The organism is Paenibacillus sp. IHB B 3415 (assembly GCF_000802655.2).
Taxonomy (GTDB): Bacteria; Bacillota; Bacilli; order Paenibacillales; family Paenibacillaceae; genus Paenibacillus_AQ; species Paenibacillus_AQ phytohabitans.
This window is the reverse complement of sequence record NZ_JUEI01000022.1, coordinates 1-18,258: the sequence shown is the minus strand read 5'-3', so window position 1 is coordinate 18,258 and position 18,258 is coordinate 1. Positions and strand designations below refer to the sequence as shown.

Genomic DNA, 18,258 nt, shown 5'->3' with positions numbered 1-18,258 from the left:
AAACCAACGGATGTTCATCACTAAACAGGATTGTTAATTTATAATTCCGCCCATGTTACATTTAGCTCTACAGTACCTTCCTGGGAAGCCAAAGAACCGCCGATGATCGACCAGCTCTGCTTATTGTCTTTGGTGGTACCCTGGATAATCAGGTTCTTGTCATCAAGGGTCTGCGCAGAATCGCTTCCGAGTCTTGAAGAGAAATAATCCTGATAGAGCTTCGATACTGTATCCATGCTTTGCGTTGTGGTGAAGATCAGCAGAGCTGTCTTTTTGCCTTCGTTTTCTTCAGAATGGGATAGCTTGATTTGAACATCCTCAGGCAGCGGGAAATCCTCAGGCAGATTCTCCGGCAGCTCTTGGGAAGCAGCAGAAGCATCCGGCTGAGCCGTAACTCCATTGTTCCCGGCGGACGGTGCAGAGGTCTGCATAGAATCAGTTGCAGGCACATCCGGCTGATTACTGCAGGCATTCACTGCCAACATGGATAACATCATCGATAAGGTCAAGATTAGTTTTTTGGTATACACATCTTCACTCCTTAAGCGTTCTAGGCCTAACATTGCCAGTAAGATATGCAGGCTTACCGGATAATACCCTTTATGCTATTCCGCCAATCAGCTTCTTGATTTTAATTACATCTATAAAAGGAGACATGGATATGGATAAGAAAAAAGACTCCTCCCAGCAAGGCATCGCCCTGGGCTTATGCTTTGGTATAGTGTTTTGGATGGCTTTTGATAATTTGCCTTTGGGCATAGCCTTGGGTATTGCCTTTGGAGTTGTTTTCTCTAGGTCCGGCAAATCTAAGAATGATCCAAAAGATCCTCCGGCTGAGTGAACCGGAATGATATATTCACGGCAAAGGAGTCATTAGCACATGTTCCAATCTAATAACGGTAAGAAGCTTACCAGGTACGGCTTGATTGTATTAGCTCTTACGATTTCGTTGGTGACAGCTGTCCTGTCGAAAGATGAACCGGACAATACCTTTGAAACACTGGACACGATTGTTCTTACATATCCTTCTCAGGCAGAAGTTCTATCTGTGACCGACGGAGATACTTTCAAAGTTAAGTTCGAAGATGGTTCGGTGGACAAAATCCGGCTCCTGCTCATTGATACTCCTGAAACCAAACGCGCCAATACACCGGTTCAGCCCTTTGGCCCTGAGGCCAGCGAATACTTAGCGGAGCTTCTGAACGGGCAAACGGTTAGGGTCGAAATGGATGTGTCTGAACGTGATCAATATGGCCGGGTTCTGGCTTATGTCTATCTCGGTGATGAGATGGTGAATGAAATGCTGGTCGCTGAGGGTCTGGCCAGGGTTGCCGTGTATCCGCCTGATGTGAAATATGTGGATCAGCTCAGAGCCACTGAGAAAAAGGCTAAGTCTGCGAGACTGGGGATTTGGAGCATAGAGAATTATGTGACCGACCGGGGATACGACACTTCTGTCACAGCTACCCCCGCCAACAAAAAATAGACCCGAGAGACAAAAGTCTCCCGGGTTCTTCAATAGTTACTTATAATAGGAAGTAGTCAATGGAACGAACATGGATGAGCCGTCTTGTACGTCTCCGGTTACATAGATAGAGCTTACTCCAGCAATGTCCACTTCTACGGTTACGAGCCCTTCTTCTGGGGTAATGTTCAGCTTCTTAAGCACCGTATCCGTATCGCTGTCTTGCACGGTAAAGTCTTTAATATCAGTGCCGATCGCCGCTACCTGAATGTACAGCTTCTGATATTTCTTGTTCGGGTAGAGCATGAACGAGCTGCCGCGATTGCCGCTGCCATTATCGAAATGGACATCTTTGTAGTCCTTATCTTTATAGACGGTTTTGTCAGGATCTTTGGTATGGTACGATGAGTCAAAACCGGCTGCAATGGAGACTCCTTCCGTCTGCTCGCCTAATGAAATGGTATTGGAGGCGGCATCGAATTTAACGGTAACTCCGAGAAGATCCGACACAGAACGGACTGGCAGATACGTAGTATCCTTATAAGAAATCGGAGCGATCACTGCACCGCTGCTATTCTTCAGCTGCACAGGCTGGCCATCTACCTTGAATTTGATTCCCGGGTTCAGAAAAGCTTTGATCTCCTGCAGATTGGCTCCGGCGTATACCCCCGTCCCCATTCCTCCAAGTACAGCAAAAACAGTCAGCGAAGCGGTTAATTTCTTTTTCACCCGATCAAACTCCTCTCCATGTATTTCAAATTTAAAACTTACATACTGGGAGTATAATAAATCTTACCATAATATGCAAATGGGCGGAGAATCCGCCGAAATACAAAAAAACACCCCGCCTTCCGGCAGGGCATCCATACTTCCAATTCCAATTGGCTATGTATCATTTAGAACTCATCTTTTTTGTGAACGGATTCGTAATGGTTGCGGATTTCCAGATTCTTGGCATGATTGTACAGATCCAATGCAACAATTCCTCTGCGCGCGAGCTTTACAACCAGAACGAATAAATAAATACCGAGCCCCAGACATGCCAGCCAGACTAAAAAGAAAAATATACTAAAACTGCCGGCAAGCAATGACCCAAAACCTGTTGCCATCATTTCTCACAGCCCCTCTCCTCGTATAGAGTTCTGAATCTTTAAGTAAATCATAATAGGTATAGAACATTTTGTATATACACTCAAAAAAACCGCCGGACCGGAGTTCAGCGGGTTTGTTCTATGCATTTCTTTTATCCGATGGAGGTTCCTGAGAATGTCACGGGTCCCGTAACACTGGCTGCATTGAGCAGGATATTCAAGCTGTTATTGGCGACACCCAAGCTGTATGCATGATAACCAGCGGGGACACTTCTATCCATATAAGCAATAGTAATAGGCTGAATGGCCAAAAGCGCAAGGCCGCTGGAGCCCATATTGAAGATGGGCTGCCCGTCCCGGTACAATGTGAAGACCACACTGGGTACGCCGAGCGTAGTTTGAAATCCGATGGAGGCACTCAGTAATACAACCCCTGAAGCTACAGTAGCAAGGCCAAACTCGGCCAAGATCAGATTGCCTGCCGGTGAAAGAATCGGAATCGATACGGTCTGACTGCCCGTTGACGCAGTGCTGGCCCCTGTGTCAATAATCGTTGCCATGGTGATACCTCCTCTCTAATCTACTACTCATAGAATATGTAAGAAAGAAGGTTCAGGTTGGACAAATCAGATTAAATTTCAAACTGTGCGCGCATGATCAGCGGCCGTTGTCTTTGGGCGGTACCTGATATTGTCCGGTCAAAGGATCATACTGCGGACGTTCCCCGGCAATCTCTAACTCAATGCGCTGCAGGGAATAGACAAGTTCACCGAAGCCAATAAAAAACATACCGGCTATGCAGGAAACGGCGAGGAAGATAACAACAGCAAGCACACCGCCCAAATGGAATCCCATTGGAATACAAGCAAATACCCCCAGCACGATGATCGCCACGCCAAAATACTTCAGATAGACCCCTTTCATCAGTTGCCCTCCTTGTGATTGCTCAGTATTAAATAAGGATAGCATATTTCTTGTGGAACTATTTGTAAATGAGTCATGTGACAATGCTGCCGGGGGAGATGGGGTGATTTAAAGTTTAATTAACATTGAATAATCTCCTATAACCATAAAAAGATTGCTACTCCGCAATGGAGTAGCAATCTTTTCTTTTGACGGCTTATCGCCTGTTCTTATATTAGTTGCTTAAATTATAAAAGGTCACTTTCACCTGGATGGGAACCGTAGTATCCGTCGCATTCAGGTAGAGCAGCGCATTTCCGGCACTGCCGTCCCAATAGCTGAAATACAGATCCTGCACAGCACTGGCACCACTCATTGTGCCCATTTGGATTTGGCCGCGGTTGCTCATGTTGAAATAATAAGGTCCCGTCACTTTACCCGTATCCGATTGCTTCTCCACAACAGCTTTAATCGTTTTGGCGGAGGCTGTACAGAGCAAATATGTGGTTTGTCCCGGCTGCAGAGTCAGGGTTACTGGCGAATTAAAACCCGGCGCTAGAGAAAGGGCATGCGCAGAAGGAGCGGAGACCCACAAGAAACTTGCTGCGAAGAGAAACACTATCAACGTTTTTAATTTTCGCATTTATTAATATCCTCCTTAATTCTTTGGGTATAGGGGAATCGGTCTGAACGAAACGCACAGCACTCGCTTGGCGTAGTCCGGCTCAACAGAGCAGCAGACTATTTGCACTTCACACTACCCGGCAGATTGGAGTCTATAAGCAAGTCTCCTTCCCTCTCAAAATGGTCTATATGAGCATTTTTAATATATCATCTATAATTTCCCATGTAAATATTTAGAATTTAATAGATTCTGTATGATATTCTTCCGTGATCTCAATGCAGACAACACAAGGAATAGTTGTATTTCGTGCAGTTAAAAGACGGCGAAAAACCGGATGAGCTAGGATAAGTGCACTCTGTACAACTAAAATTGAGAAAAGCGTTCGTTTGCGGCGTAGCTGTAATTTTTAGTTGTATGAAGTGCAGTTAAAACTCCCACGGGGCAAAAATCGCCCGCTTTAGTTGTACAAAATACAGTTAAACATGAAGCGAGCGTCTCGTAGCAGACAACCTGTCATTCGGGCACGATGTCAGGTGCAGAGCCGGAGGAATCAGATTGCTTAATGGCGTTCCAACACCTATTCCTTCATCCTCATCACGCCATTACTTTCTTCCAGCTCCAGAAATACCGGCCGTTCGTCGGGAGTCTGATTCGGTGTATGGATCGCCAGCATCAGCTTATCGCCGAAGGTCCGGAATACCATCGCGTGTCCGCCGTCCTTCTGATAGAGAGCCTCCTCCTGATGAATCCACGGTCCGGTTATCTCACCACTCCCGGAACGGGCAATGCCCAGCGCATAGGTGTTATTAATGAAGCTGGCCCACAGCAGGTACAGCGTATCATCGTCACTTGACCTGAACAGAAATGGCCCATCGGTTACATAATTGAGCTGATCCGCATACCGCTTGGATACAAACGGTGTTGTCCATGGGGCTTCCGATGCCCGGAACAGAACGGCCGGCTCTCCTTCCGCACTCCGCAGGTCCTCCGTTAACCGCATGGCGCAGATCTCCCCGTCTCCAGTCTGCTGCCACTCATGGCAGAAGACCATCCATGGCTGGTCCTGCTTATCTATATAGAGCGTTCCGTCCAGGGAGCTCCAGTCCCGCGGGGTCACCGGCCTTTCGCTATGCGGCTTGAACGGGCCAAGCGGATGCGGCGAAGCAAGCACAGCCGTCCCCAGCAGATCATTGTCTTTGCGCCGGAAGGTGGCGAACATGATGTAGCTCTGGCCGTAGGCATAAACTTCCGGCGCCCAGAAATTACGCTCGGCGTAGAAATCCGCTTCCGGCCGGAACACCGGAAACGGTCCTTCCCAATGCTCCAGATCCTTGCTTGTGTAGGCGTCGAACCCCGTTCCTTTGCCCCAGATATTGCTGTCGGTGCTGCCATACAAATAGTATAGTTCCTGTCCCTGTCCTTGTCCGGCAAGCGGCAGCACAAACGGATCTCTGATCTGTAAGCTGTTGTTATCTATCATTTATAACTCTCCTTTCTACCACACACGCTGCAAGCAATATTTATATAAGGTGTACTTAAGAAAGTACACTAGGTGAACAGGAACGAAGGTGAATATTGGAACTGGAGGAGCGAATGCGTAAAGTTCAACTTATTTACCGGTATTCCGGCAGCACCACTCCAATATCGCTGATGCTGCTGAACCCGCCGTCCGCATATTCCAGCTGTTCATTGCCCTTGATCGTAAACGGGAGGCTCTTGCCCTGATAACAGATGCTGCCCCCGACTTCGTGGATACTCATCCCGATCAGCTTCAGCAACTGTCCGTTCCGGTCCGTTATTACACGGACTCCAAACGGAAAGGACATGTACTCCTCCATGTCCCGGTAGATCACTGCCCCCTGGCGGGTAGTGATCAGCTCATAGACTGCTCCATCTACCGCCCGGCGGTATCCTGTCTCATGGGCCACCTCCTGGCCATGATCCATATCATAAGGAAGCAGTCCGGTGAACCATAGCTCCTCCCCGGCTACCGGCATAATTCCACATAGGCGCTCCACATAATCCAGCAGGCACAGAATAGCTGGGGAATACGATTCTGTATATCCCTCTTCTCCTGTCCAAGGGCTTAACGTCTGGGCAAAGCGTGTCATCCGCGACAGCGCAGCGAGAATAGGCAGCAGCACCCAGGTCAGCTCGACATAACGCCCGTGATGCTCAAAGGCATGCGCCGCGCGGATGATACTGAGGAAGTTGGATGAGCCGCCCCAGGTGTTGTAACTGGAGAACGGATCAAACCGGGGGTCGTCCATCGCTATGGAGGTGAACGGATATTTGGCGAAGAACTTGCTGGTATTCAGCAGATAACGCCGGAGTGCAGCATCAAAGAAATCGCGGTCTCCCACTTCGCAGGCCAGCACACGCAACAGCACATCCGACTGCACACGCACAAACCGGCCCCCGCGGTCACGGTCATAGAAGAACTGATCTTCTTCGTCATAGCAATAATTGAACAGGCTCTGGCTGCTGGCAGCCGCCTTGGAACCCCACTCCGCCCCGCTCTCTCCCAGTTCCTCTGCTATTCTGGACAGATACTGCCGCTGGCAATAGACATTGGCTGTTAAATCAGGGGCCAGAAAAGGCAGCAGCGGTGAATCCGGGTTACATTGCGCCGCATCGTCCAGATGGGGTGTATCCGGAATATGCCAGAAACGCGGAGACAGATCATGCCCGGTATCAAAGGTGCAGAAGGCCTCCACGCAGCCTGTTCCTCGTGTATCGCGCCGGCTGGCCAGCCAGTCGTCGAACTTGCTCATCGCCTGGTACATCGAGCGGAGGAACATCCTGTTGCGTCCGTTCTGCACGTAATGATTCCAGACACTCCGGGCCAGCGGGGTCACCATCTGGATCTGACGGTAAGCAGGCCCCGCAGGGGTTACTTTGTATGGGATCAGACCATCCTCCCGCTGATAATCGGCGAACAGGCGAAAGGTCGCTTCCGCCACCTCCGGCATAAAGCGTGACAGCAGCTCAGCGCTGATGGTTCCCGTGCTCTCCAGCCAGCTGCCGAGATAGACACCTCCTTCATGCAGAACATGGCCATTGCCGTCCATCGGCACGATACAATCCATAAGCTTATACAATCCGGAGTAATAGACATTCTCCATCGCTTCCGAGGAGGCGGCAAAAGCAACTCCCGACTGCCTCCATTGCTCCATAGCGCCATGGTCTGCCGCCTTCTTGAGCACTCCGATCCGGTCATCAGCCGTTACTCCCCGGAGCTGTTGTAATAAGTCCCTGGTCATGCACTTTCCCTCCTGTATCTTCTCTTCTCTCCCAAGACAGAGAAGCAGACTGCCCGGGCAGTCTGCTTCCGGTAAATACCTTATTTGCTGCCAAAAATTTGCGTAGCTCCTTTATAGAAATCCTCCACTCCCTGCTTCACATCCTTCTGCTCGAAACCGATTTCCTGCACAGCGGTTTCAGCCAGCTTGGTGAACTCGGTGAAGCTTGGCGGATTGTAGCTGATGGCAAAAGGCTCCTTCTTCGTCGCCTCAGACACCCGGCTCGTGAAGTCGTATACGGTCTGCTCCAGCGGAGTGGCATCCTTCATCAGGAGGTCACGCATTTTGGAGGTAACAGGGACTCCGCGGTCACTGCCGAGAATCTGCGCGGCATCGGGGTCATTGATCCAGTAGTTCATCAGTGTGGCTACTTCCTTCGGATGCTCCGTCTTCGCGTATCCGGACAAGCCTTGGCTGGATTCGAATACGACACCTGTTCCTTTAGGACCACGCGGAACCTGAACCATCGTCAGTGTATCCTGGATCAGATTCTGATGGGCGGCGAACTGGTTGGACGGAATCAGGCTCATCGCCACTTTGCCGGTGACTACCAGTGATTTACTTGTGTCTCCAGGAGGATTCGATACCTGCAGGGACGGTGTAACCATCCCGCCGTTTTTAGACATGTCGTTCCAGTAGTTGAACCAGTCCTCGGCGTCCTGCTGTTCGAAGCCCAGAGCATCTTTCTCCATATCATAGACCTGCTTGCCGCGCTGCTTCATATAAATGTCCATGCCCTCAACTGTAAAGTTGTAGGTGCCGTAATAGCCCTTACCCAGCTTCCCGGAGATTTCCTTGCTGATCCGGGCGTAATCTTCCCAGCTCCAGCCGTCCGCAGGAATGTCCATTCCGGCTTTTTTGAACAGCTCGGTGTTGACGACCATCCCTCTGGCATTCGCTCCGGCAGAGATATGAACCAGCTTGCCTCCCAGCGTTCCGTATTCCACCATGGTCTGATCCATATCCGTCAGATCGAGCTCTTTGCCGACATACGGCTGAAGATCCAGCAGTACCCCTTTATCCGCGTAATCCGTTACGTTGCCTCCGAGGAAAAATACATCCGGCGCTGTCCCCGAAGCCAGCTGGGTGTTCAGCTTGTCAAAATACCCGGAGTTTGGCGCGAACTCCCCGACCACTTTAATATTCGGATACTTCTCCTCGAATTTGCGCAGTGCCTCGTTTGTCTTGTCTGCCCGCTTCTGATCGCCCCACCACATAATCCGCAGCTCGACCTGATCCACAGATGGCTCTGCAGTGTCCGGGCTGCCGGCTGCCGGTTTGCCATTGTTGCCACCCGAACAAGCGGTCGTTGCGGCCAGCAGCAATACGGCCAGTGTAAGGCTCAACGTTTTTTTCATCGAAATGTCCCCCCAAGAATTTTTGTAATCGCTTGCATTCCCATCCTAATCATTTCTTGACCGGAGTTGAATTTCATTTCTTCGGGTCTCCGCTAGTGGTTTTTTCGGGTCTGCATTTCAGTAGAGCCCGTCATTTCAAACCGGTCGTAGCGATGCCCTCCAGGAAATGCTTTTGAAAGAGAAGAAAGATAGTCATGATCGGCACAAGCGAGAGCACGGACATCGCCAGGAGCGCGCCCCAGTCGGATGATCCGGAGGGATCATAGAGTGAACGTATGCCCAGTTGAACGGTGAACAGATTGATCCGGCTCAAATAGATCATCTGGCTGAAGAAATCATCCCACGTCCAGATAAAAGTAAAGATAGCCGTTGTGATCAGCGCCGGAACCAGCAGCGGAATAATAATCCGGAAGTACAGCTGACCTTGTCCGCAGCCGTCTATGGTTGCACTTTCATCCAGCTCTTTCGGAATGCCGCGGATAAACTGGATCATCAGCAGCACGAAGAACGAGTCATGCGCCAGCCATTTCGGTACGATCAGAGGTAAGTAGGTGTTCACCCAGTCCAGCTTGCTGAAAATAATATATTGCGGAATCAGCAGCACATGGTAAGGAAGCATAATTGTCACCAGCATGCAGGCAAACAGCACACTCTTGAGACGGAACTCCAGCCGGGCGAACGCGTAAGCCGCCAAAGAGCAGGTGAGAATATTGCCGATCACCGACAGCACGGAGATCGTTGCCGAATTGAGGAAAAAGCGGCTGAACGAGATGCCCTGAAGCCCCTTCCAGCCATTCACATAGTTCTCCAGTGTAAACCTCGCCGGCCACAGACCGGGATCAGAGAAGATCAGCTCATTCGGTTTAAAGGAACTCGACAGCAGCCACAGCACCGGATAGAGCATCAGCAGCCCAAACAGAATAATGAGACCATGCTTGCCGAGCTTAAAAATCGTCTTTTGTTCAGCCATGATTTATCGCCCGTCCTTTCCGTCGCCGTAGAACACCCAGAACCTGGAGGTCACGAACACAATCGAGGTAAACAGGCCGATGATGATCAGCATGATCCACGCCAGAGCGGCGGCATAGCCCATATCGAAGAATGAGAAGCCTTTCAGATACAGATAGAGCGTATAGAACAGCGTTGAATTTACCGGACCGCCGCGTCCGTCCCCAATGACATACCCCGGGGTAAACACCTGGAAGGAGTTGATAATCCCCATGACCAGGTTGAAAAAGATTACCGGTGACAGCATGGGCAGCGTTATTTTGCCGAACTGCCGCAGCTTACCGGCCCCGTCCACCTGTGCCGCTTCGTACAGGTCCGCAGGAATCTGCTTGATTCCGGCCAGGAATATGACCATCGCAGAACCAAATTGCCAGACAGACAAGGTAACGATGGTGGAGAGAATGTAGCTCGGATGGGCGATCCAGGCCGGACCTTCAATCCCGAACCAGCTTAAAAAGTGGTTGATCAGGCCTTCCCCGTCAAAAATCTGCCGCCATACGATGGCGATGGCCACACTTCCTCCCAGCAGGGAAGGAATGTAGTATACCGTTCTGTAGATGCCCAGCGCCCGGATGCCTTTGTTCAAGACGACGGCGACCAGAAGGGCGAAGGCCATTTTGAGCGGAACCGAAAAAAGCACGTATTTAAAAGTCACACTAAGAGATTTGTAGAAGTATTCGTCTGCCGTGAAAATGTGCCTGTAATTGTCAAAGCCCAGCCATACCGGGGCATTGAGCAGGTTGTACTTGGTCAGGGACAGATAAAAGGATCCCAGCATGGGGCCAAGTGTGAGTCCGAAAAAGCCGATCAGCCAGGGAAGCAGGAACAGGTAAGCGGTGCCGCTTCTTCTCCATAAAGCCGATTTGTGTGCAGTCTTCATATGCGCCTTCTCCTTCTTAAATGGATATAGGCTCATTATAGAAAGTAGCGCAGCCCGCTTGAATGCTATTTCTTCGGCTGCTCACTATTGAATTTTTCAGGTGGGTTCAGGCGGAAGTCTGAAGGGGCGATCCCGTACATCTTTTTGAATTTGGAGCTGAAATAGCTGGCATTCGAGAACCCGGTAAGCTCGGCAATGTCCCATAGACCAAGGGTTGTGCTCACCAGCAGATGGGTGGCCTGGGCCATCCGGATGTCGGTCAGATAGGCCATGAAGCTGCGGCCTACCTTGGCTTTGAACAGCTCCGAGAAATAGGATGAATTGTAATTGAACCGTTTAGCCAGCTGGGTCAAATTCAGATCATACATGTAATTGCCGTCGATATACTGCGTCGCAGTGCGGATCACCGAATCATCAGGGTCCCCTGCTTCCTGCAGTTGACGGTGTGCACGTCCGGCCAGCTCCAGCAGGAACTGCTCCGCCTTGTCTACTGAGTCAAGCTTATGGACCATCTCCGGATGGAGCCACAGCTGCTGGGCATGACCGGTCCCATGTGCGGCCGCTCCATCCGCTCCGTCCACAAGCAGATAGAGCTGAAAGATCAGCTTCACGAAACGGGAACGTGACTGGGAGAATGCCTGCTGAAGCTCCTGCCGGACCGTTTGGCCGAAGCAGCTCCACTCCCCCTGAATCAGCAGGCGGCGCAGAGTCCGTGTCAGCTCCTCTGTAAGCACTGCTCCCGGCTCTGACTTTCCTTCAGCCAGCGGGTAAGCTGCATTCTCCGAGAGGTTCCAGGCCAGCAGAGACTCCATATAGCCTTCCTTCCACTGGCGGAATCCGTGCTTGACGCCGCAATAGCCGATGACAGGAGCAAAACCCAGATGTGCAGAGATACAAGCAGCCAAATCTGCACAGAACTGCGGCATATCCGTCAGACCCTCCTGCAGAATATAGTGAACCAGTCCGGGATAGTTCGGATCGCGGAACACCAAGCAGCCGCTGCCGTATCTGCCCACGAATTCCCTGCCCAGCAGCTCAAAAGGCAGGCGCAGCATGCCGGGCGTACGCTCAGGCAGCTGCGGAGCCTCCCCCGTCCGTTCTCTGAGTCCGGCAGTTGCAAAATGCACTCCTGCCGAATCCCATCCGCCCAGCTCAAACAGTGCGGCACGCTCCTTCAGCGCATTCACCTGCCCTACGTCTTCCTTGACAAGCTGGACAAGCAAATGCTCTTTCATCTCCTTGTAATACTGGGATAGCCGCCACTGGATTACGGACTGCTGATCACGGTCATTGCGTTCCCGGTCCAGCTCCTCCTTCACTTTCCGCAGGACGGCCATCAACTCATCGGCAGCTACCGGCTTCAGCAGATAATCTCGCGCCTGATTACGGACAGCCGCTCTGGCGTAATGAAAATCCTCATAGCCGGTAATTACAATCAGCTTCAGCTCCGGATAGAGCCTGCGGCAATCCTCTAGGAAAGACACGCCGTTCATAACAGGCATGTTCATATCCGTGATTACGATGTCTACCGCCTCACAAGCCAGCCGCTCCATTGCCTCCATGCCATTCCCTGCCTCACCGATCACTGACAGATTCAGGCCCGCCCAGTCTGCCTTGAGCCGCAAGCCCTGACGGATTTCCGGCTCATCATCCACAATCAATACGCGATACATCTTCATTCCTCCTCTGAATGGGCAGACTCAGTTCGATGCTGGTGCCCTGCTGTTCGCTTGAATCTATCCTGAAGCTGAATAAATCGCCATAGTAGAGCCGGCATCTGGCCAGCACATTACGAAGTCCAATCTGATGGGTCTTGCTCTGCAGAAGCTGCTCCAGCTGCTGGCGCATGGCCCGATCATTCAGCTCACGGAGCAGCTCCGGGGCCATTCCGATGCCGTTATCAGCGACAGCAAGATACAGCCTGTCCTTGTCCTGTCTTACCGTGATCAGCACCCTGGCATTCGCCTGGTGAATGAAGCTGTACTTCACCGCATTCTCGATCAGCGGCTGGAGCAGGAACTTGACGATTTCCAGATCGTCAAGCTCGCCCTGCTCTTCGATCCGCAGATCGAGACCCGGGCCGAAGCGGATGTCCAGAATGGACATATAATAGCGTACATACTTCAGTTCCTCGCGCAGCGGGATCAGATCCTCGCTAATGCGCAGCGAGAACCTGAGCATTTTGCCGAGTGACTCAATGACCGTAACCGTCTCCTTCGTCCGCTGCTGGATAGCCAGGCTGCTCATCAGCTCCAGCGTATTGAACAGGAAGTGGGGATTGATCTGCATCAGTAGTGCTTTATATTCTGCCTGCTGGCGCAGCAGCTTCTGTTCAAACTCGGTCCTTATCAGATGCCTCAGCTGTTTGACCATACTCCGGAAGGTGTCGGTTGCGTAGTCTACCTCGTTCCGTATCCTGCGTTCCGGCGGAGTGAGCCGCTCGGCCTGGGCGAAATCCCCCTTCTGGACATGCCGCATGGCCGACACCAGACGGGACAGGGGCTTGGTAATACCGTAAGAAATCCAGTAAGCCAGCACAAAGGCGGCAATCAGCATCAGGGAAGCGAATACAATAATGCTGTTGCGGAGCTTGAACAGCTTGACATACAGATCCTGTTCAGAGACAAAACCGACCAGCAGCCAGTTGGTGATTGCCAGCTTTTTGTAGACCAGAATATGTGTAGCGCCCTTCTGATCCTTCAGGTAGACAACGCCTTGCGCGGCTTTGCCTGCACGGACCCGCCGGACCTCCGCCGCCGCTTCAGGATAAGTGCTGTACTCCTGCTGTGACAGAATGGGATTACCCTGCTGGTTAAGCAGAAAAATGGTACCGCTTTCACCGAGATGTATACGATTCAGCGGCTCCAGCAGGAAGTCCGCCTTGATATTGACCTTCATCACATTTTTGGCCAGCGAAGGCTCAAAAATCCCGATCGGCAGCAGCAGGCTTACCACCTCATACGGCTTGGCTCCCTTAATCTCCACCTGATCCGTATGGGCCGGAACCCAGTGATTGCTGTGTTCAATGAAATTGCGGTACCACGTCTCCTGCTTGAACGAGGCATCCGTAACCACCTGGTTATCGGCACCGATCCGCATCCCTTCCTGACGGTAGATGGTCACTGAGGAGACAATCGAATAATTGTTGGTGGTCTGGGTCAGGAACTTGCTCATGGTGATATTGGAGAGCATCTTCTGCCCTTCGGTTGAAGCCGGATTGGACAGCTGGGCGTCCCACCTCTGGGTGATATCGCTGTTGTAGACCAGAGAGGACAAGTCATAGCTCTGCTGCAGGGCCATGTTAATAAATGAGCCGTACTCGTCCATTTTCTCCAGTGCCGAGGATTCGATATAGGAGCGGATGATGGAGCGTGACTGGTTGAACAGCAGCAGCGACATCGTGCCGAAGGATAGTACCAGCAGCACAACGAAGAACGCGATCAGGCGGTTTTTTAACGAGTAAAAAATAGTAATCCCTCCTTCTCCCTGCGTAACTGCGAATCTATTTCCCGTATAATCATCTATTTCGTCCTTTCCAGCATCTCTTTTTTCCTGATGCATTTATTTGTAACGCAGATCGGAGAATCCGGCAAGTGGAAACGGCTATTCCGTCTTCAAGGGCGGGATTCGTTTCAGCGAGAAATTGAAGGATAAAGTTTGGCGTAAAACTAATCTTTCTTATGTTTCAAGGCAAAATTGTTTGGGCGGACGATTGATTTTCGCGCCGGTTTATTTTACAATGAATTCATAAACGCGCGTTTACAATAGAGGGGGTACACCATGCGAAGCGAAGATATTGCCAAGCTAGCCGGGGTTTCGCGAAGCACAGTATCCCGTGTGATCAACAACTATTCCAATGTCCCTGAGGAGACCCGGGCCAAGGTGCTGAAGGTGATTGAACAGCATCAGTACGAGCCTAACAGCTTCGCCCGGGCTCTGGCCGGCAAGAAGACCGATACGATCGGGCTTTTTGCAATCAGCATGAACGAGAAAGAGAACGCGACGCGAATCTATCAGAATAACTACTTCGCCCCGTTCGTCGATGCCGTTGTCGACACGGCGAATGCCCGCGGCTGTTATGTTCTGATTCATACCGTATATTCTCCCGACGACTTCCTGAAGGTGAAGCAGGCTTTCCTGCAGAAACGGATTGACGGCGGCATTATAGTCGGCACCCAGAAGGATATCGGGATTGTACGGGAAATGGTCGGTCTCGACTCGCCGCTTGTGCTGATTGATTATGACATTTCGGAGATTATGTCGGAGCATCTGGATCGCAATCATCTGGCTATAGTGAATTCCAAGGACTATGAGGGTACGGTTGAAGCCATTGAGTACCTGATCGGTCTCGGCCATGAAGAAATTGGCATGATCTGCGGACGGATGAACACATACTCCGGACGGGAACGCTATATGGCATATGAGGATACACTGAAGCGTCATGGGCTTTCGTTGAATGAGGATTTCATCCTACAGGGTGATTTCCTCAAGGAAACCGCCTATGAAGAGGTTAAGAAGCTGCTGAATTCCGGCGGCCCGCTGCCGACTGCGTTCTTCTCCTCCAATGATGATATGGCTATTTCGGCGATGGAAGCGTTCTCCGAGCATGGCATTTCCGTGCCGGAGGATATGTCTATCGCGGGGTTTGATGATGTGCAGCTCGCTTCCCGGATTCATCCCAAGCTGACCTCCGTCCGTCTGCCGATTTACGAAATGTCCAAGGCCGCTGTCGAGAAGGTCATCGAGCTGTGCGATTCACAGCAGCCGACCTTCAGCACGATCAGTTTCCCGGCGCGTCTGGTGGCAAGAGATTCCTGCCAGCCGCCGAAGCAGTAATGTATTAGTATACAGAAAAATCCCTTACCCCGAGGGGATTTTTTCTCAGCTTTGTAAACGCGCGTTCACAATTGAAAGGAGACTTGTCTCTAATGAAATTCGGAACTTTTGACGACACTCGCAAAGAGTATGTAATCAACACCCCAAAAACACCTTACCCATGGATCAACTACCTCGGCAACGAGCAATTTTTCGGCCTCATCTCTAATACTGCCGGTGGTTATACCTTCTACCGCGATGCGCGCATGAGAAGACTTACCCGTTACCGGTATAACAATATTCCGCTGGATACAGGCGGCCGCTACTACTACCTGTATGATGACGGTGATTTCTGGACCCCGGGCTGGATGCCGGTAAAACGCGATCTGGACTTCTACGAATGCCGCCATGGTCTTGGCTACACTTCAATCACTGGTGAGCGTAACGGAATTTCCGTTAATCAACTCGCTTTTGTACCAATGGGCCACAATGCTGAAGTACACCGCCTGATCGTTAAGAACACTGGCGACGCGAAGAAGACGGTTAAGCTGTTCTCCTTTGCCGAATTCTGTCTGTGGAATGCCAATGATGATATGACAAACTTCCAGCGTAACCTCAGCACCGGTGAAGTTGAAGTGAAGGATTCCGTCATCTATCACAAAACCGAATACCGTGAGCGCAGAAACCACTACGCTTTCTATTCAGTAAACAAGGAAATCGCCGGCTTCGATACCGACCGCGAATCCTTCGTGGGTATGTACAATGGACTGGACGCTCCGCAGGCAGTTGCTGCCGGTGAAGCTACCAACTCTGTGGCCAGCGGCTGGTCGCCAATCGGCTCCCACGCACTGGAAATCACACTGGAACCAGGTGAAGAGCAAAGCTTCATCTTCGTACTCGGCTATATTGAGAACCCGGAAGATGAGAAATGGGAATCCCTGAACGTTATCAACAAAAAACCTGCGCAGGCTGTAATCGATCAGTTCGCTACAGATGCCCAGGTAGATGCTGCCCTGGCTACACTGGCTGCACACTGGGATAACCTGCTGTCCAAATATCAGATCCAGAGCGGTGACGACAAGCTGAACCGGATGGTTAACATCTGGAATCCGTACCAGTGTATGGTTACCTTCAACATGTCCCGTTCCGCTTCGTACTTCGAATCCGGAATCGGCCGCGGTATGGGCTTCCGCGACTCTAACCAGGACTTGCTCGGCTTCGTCCACCAGATTCCAGAGCGTGCCAGAGAACGTATTCTTGATATCGCCGCTACCCAGTTCCCTGACGGCAGCGCGTATCACCAGTATCAGCCGCTTACCAAGAAGGGCAACAACGAAGTCGGCTCCGGCTTCAACGATGATCCGCTTTGGCTGATTTCGGGTACTGCTGCCTATATCAAGGAAACCGGCGACTACTCGATCCTTGATGAGCAGGTTCCTTTTGACAGCAATCCGGATCACACGGCTACCCTGTTCGAGCACTTGAAGCTGAGCTTCGAGCATGTAACGAATAACCTCGGACCTCACGGCCTGCCGCTGATCGGACGCGCGGACTGGAATGACTGTCTGAACCTGAACTGCTTCTCCACTGAGCCGGGCGAATCGTTCCAGACAACTGAGAATATCGCAGGCGGCGTAGCAGAATCCGTGTTCATCGCAGGTCTGTTCGTCTTCGTTGGACCGGACTATGCTGAAATCTGCCGCATGCGCGGACTGGATGATGTAGCTGCTGATGCGGTTGCGAAGATCGAGAACATGAGTGCCATTACCCTGTCCCACGGCTTCGACGGCGACTGGTTCCTGCGCGCTTATGACCACTACGGCGACAAGATCGGCAGCAAGGAGAACGAGGAAGGCCAGATCTTCATCGAGCCGCAGGGGATGTGTGTAATGGCGGGTATCGGTGTGGAGAACGGCGAAGCAGCCCGTGCCCTGACTTCCGTGCAGGAACGTCTGGATACGGACTACGGTATCGTATTGCAGCAGCCTCCTTACTCCAAGTACTACGTGAACCTGGGTGAAATTTCTACGTACCCTCCGGGCTACAAAGAAAATGCCGGTATTTTCTGCCACAACAACCCATGGATCATGATCGCTGAAACGGTTCTTGGTCACGGCGACAGAGCCTTCGAAATCTATAAAAAAATTGCTCCGGCTTACCTGGAGGACATCAGCGAAGTTCACCGTATGGAACCTTACGTGTACTCGCAGATGATTGCCGGTAAAGATGCGGTACGTCACGGGGAAGCGAAAAACTCCTGGCTGACAGGTACAGCGGCATGGAACTATGTAGCGATTACACAGTCCATCCTCGGTATCCAGGCTGACTTTGCCGGTCTGAAGGTTGATCCTTGTATTCCTACGGAGTGGGACAGCTTCGAGATTACCCGCGTCTTCCGCGGCGACACTTATGTCATCTCGATCCAGAACCCGAACCATGTCTCCAAAGGCGTGGCCAGCCTGACTCTCGACGGTGCTGCTGTTGAAGGCAACATCATCGCTCCTGTGGGCGACGGTGCGGTTCACCAGGTTGTAGTTGTATTGGGTTAGTTAGCATTATTGAAAATAGCCCCCGGTTGTTCCGCCTAAGCGGTGCAGCCGGGGGCTTTCTTGTTGTTTAGGAAACTATACAACAGGAAAAGAGACGATAACGGTGAAGCGGCGATAACGGTGAAGAAGCGGCTAAAGCGATGGCTAAAGCGGCTTGAAGCAATACTCGCATGAGCCGGGCTGCCGCGGCAACCGTAAATAGATGGATTCTCTCAGACTGTTGAAAAAGTCGATTTTCAAGCTGCTACATTCCCGGAAATTC

General features: G+C 51.3%; 17 protein-coding genes. 4 read left to right on the top strand and 13 right to left on the bottom strand.

The annotated features are described in order from the left end of the window. Positions 1 to 38 precede the first annotated feature (38 nt). Positions 39 to 530, bottom strand: coding sequence for a hypothetical protein (locus QW71_RS11885; RefSeq protein ID WP_052769994.1), 492 nt, complete (start codon positions 528 to 530; stop codon positions 39 to 41). Positions 531 to 661: 131 nt separating this feature from the next. Between QW71_RS11885 and QW71_RS11880 the strand changes: the two genes are divergently transcribed. Continuing rightward, positions 662 to 841, top strand: coding sequence for a hypothetical protein (locus tag QW71_RS11880; protein ID WP_039297859.1), 180 nt, complete (start codon positions 662 to 664; stop codon positions 839 to 841). Positions 842 to 880: 39 nt separating this feature from the next. Next, entirely contained in the window at positions 881 to 1,486 is a 606-nt protein-coding gene (locus tag QW71_RS11875; protein ID WP_039298151.1) for a thermonuclease family protein, read from the top strand. A 36-nt stretch (positions 1,487 to 1,522) separates the two neighbouring features. On the opposite strand, the gene QW71_RS11870 is transcribed toward QW71_RS11875, so the two are convergent. The 12 genes from QW71_RS11870 to QW71_RS11815 all read right to left on the bottom strand — a co-directional run bounded on the left by QW71_RS11870 (position 1,523) and on the right by QW71_RS11815 (position 14,100). Continuing rightward, complete coding sequence (locus QW71_RS11870) at positions 1,523 to 2,194, bottom strand: stalk domain-containing protein (protein WP_039297858.1); 672 nt, start codon at positions 2,192 to 2,194, stop codon at positions 1,523 to 1,525. A gap of 167 nt (positions 2,195 to 2,361) precedes the next feature. Next, the gene (locus QW71_RS11865) at positions 2,362 to 2,577 is read right to left on the bottom strand and encodes a hypothetical protein (protein ID WP_039297855.1); all 216 of its coding nucleotides are present in this window, start codon (positions 2,575 to 2,577) and stop codon (positions 2,362 to 2,364) included. 131 nt (positions 2,578 to 2,708) lie between these two features. Further along, positions 2,709 to 3,116 (bottom strand): hypothetical protein, encoded by a 408-nt coding sequence (locus tag QW71_RS11860; protein ID WP_039297853.1) that lies wholly within the window; start codon positions 3,114 to 3,116, stop codon positions 2,709 to 2,711. A 97-nt stretch (positions 3,117 to 3,213) separates the two neighbouring features. Beyond that, positions 3,214 to 3,480 (bottom strand): hypothetical protein, encoded by a 267-nt coding sequence (locus tag QW71_RS11855; RefSeq protein WP_039297851.1) that lies wholly within the window; start codon positions 3,478 to 3,480, stop codon positions 3,214 to 3,216. Between the two features lie 214 nt (positions 3,481 to 3,694). Further along, positions 3,695 to 4,102, bottom strand: a complete 408-nt coding sequence (locus QW71_RS11850; protein ID WP_042136288.1) for a hypothetical protein — start codon at positions 4,100 to 4,102, stop codon at positions 3,695 to 3,697. 559 nt (positions 4,103 to 4,661) lie between these two features. Then, complete coding sequence (locus QW71_RS11845; protein ID WP_039297846.1) at positions 4,662 to 5,564, bottom strand: glycoside hydrolase family 43 protein; 903 nt, start codon at positions 5,562 to 5,564, stop codon at positions 4,662 to 4,664. A 133-nt stretch (positions 5,565 to 5,697) separates the two neighbouring features. Further along, positions 5,698 to 7,347 (bottom strand): hypothetical protein, encoded by a 1,650-nt coding sequence (locus QW71_RS11840; protein ID WP_039297844.1) that lies wholly within the window; start codon positions 7,345 to 7,347, stop codon positions 5,698 to 5,700. Positions 7,348 to 7,427: 80 nt separating this feature from the next. Continuing rightward, entirely contained in the window at positions 7,428 to 8,744 is a 1,317-nt protein-coding gene (locus QW71_RS11835) for an ABC transporter substrate-binding protein (RefSeq protein ID WP_039297842.1), read from the bottom strand. A gap of 130 nt (positions 8,745 to 8,874) precedes the next feature. Further along, positions 8,875 to 9,714 (bottom strand): carbohydrate ABC transporter permease, encoded by an 840-nt coding sequence (locus QW71_RS11830; protein ID WP_039297839.1) that lies wholly within the window; start codon positions 9,712 to 9,714, stop codon positions 8,875 to 8,877. A gap of 3 nt (positions 9,715 to 9,717) precedes the next feature. Further along, positions 9,718 to 10,632: a carbohydrate ABC transporter permease gene (locus tag QW71_RS11825; protein WP_039297837.1), complete on the bottom strand. Its 915-nt coding sequence runs from the start codon at positions 10,630 to 10,632 to the stop codon at positions 9,718 to 9,720. Positions 10,633 to 10,697: 65 nt separating this feature from the next. Next, entirely contained in the window at positions 10,698 to 12,305 is a 1,608-nt protein-coding gene (locus QW71_RS11820) for a response regulator (RefSeq protein ID WP_039297834.1), read from the bottom strand. Further along, positions 12,280 to 14,100: a sensor histidine kinase gene (locus QW71_RS11815; RefSeq protein WP_039298149.1), complete on the bottom strand. Its 1,821-nt coding sequence runs from the start codon at positions 14,098 to 14,100 to the stop codon at positions 12,280 to 12,282. Before QW71_RS11815 ends, QW71_RS11820 begins: the two co-directional genes overlap by 26 nt. A gap of 312 nt (positions 14,101 to 14,412) precedes the next feature. Here QW71_RS11815 and QW71_RS11810 point away from each other — a divergent pair, with 312 nt between their 5' ends. Together QW71_RS11810 and QW71_RS11805 are read left to right on the top strand one after the other, a co-directional pair. Further along, the gene (locus tag QW71_RS11810; RefSeq protein ID WP_039297832.1) at positions 14,413 to 15,468 is read left to right on the top strand and encodes a LacI family DNA-binding transcriptional regulator; all 1,056 of its coding nucleotides are present in this window, start codon (positions 14,413 to 14,415) and stop codon (positions 15,466 to 15,468) included. A gap of 92 nt (positions 15,469 to 15,560) precedes the next feature. Next, a complete protein-coding gene (locus QW71_RS11805; protein WP_039297830.1) occupies positions 15,561 to 17,996 on the top strand; it encodes a GH36-type glycosyl hydrolase domain-containing protein in 2,436 nt (811 codons plus the stop codon). The last annotated feature ends 262 nt before the right edge of the window (positions 17,997 to 18,258 follow it).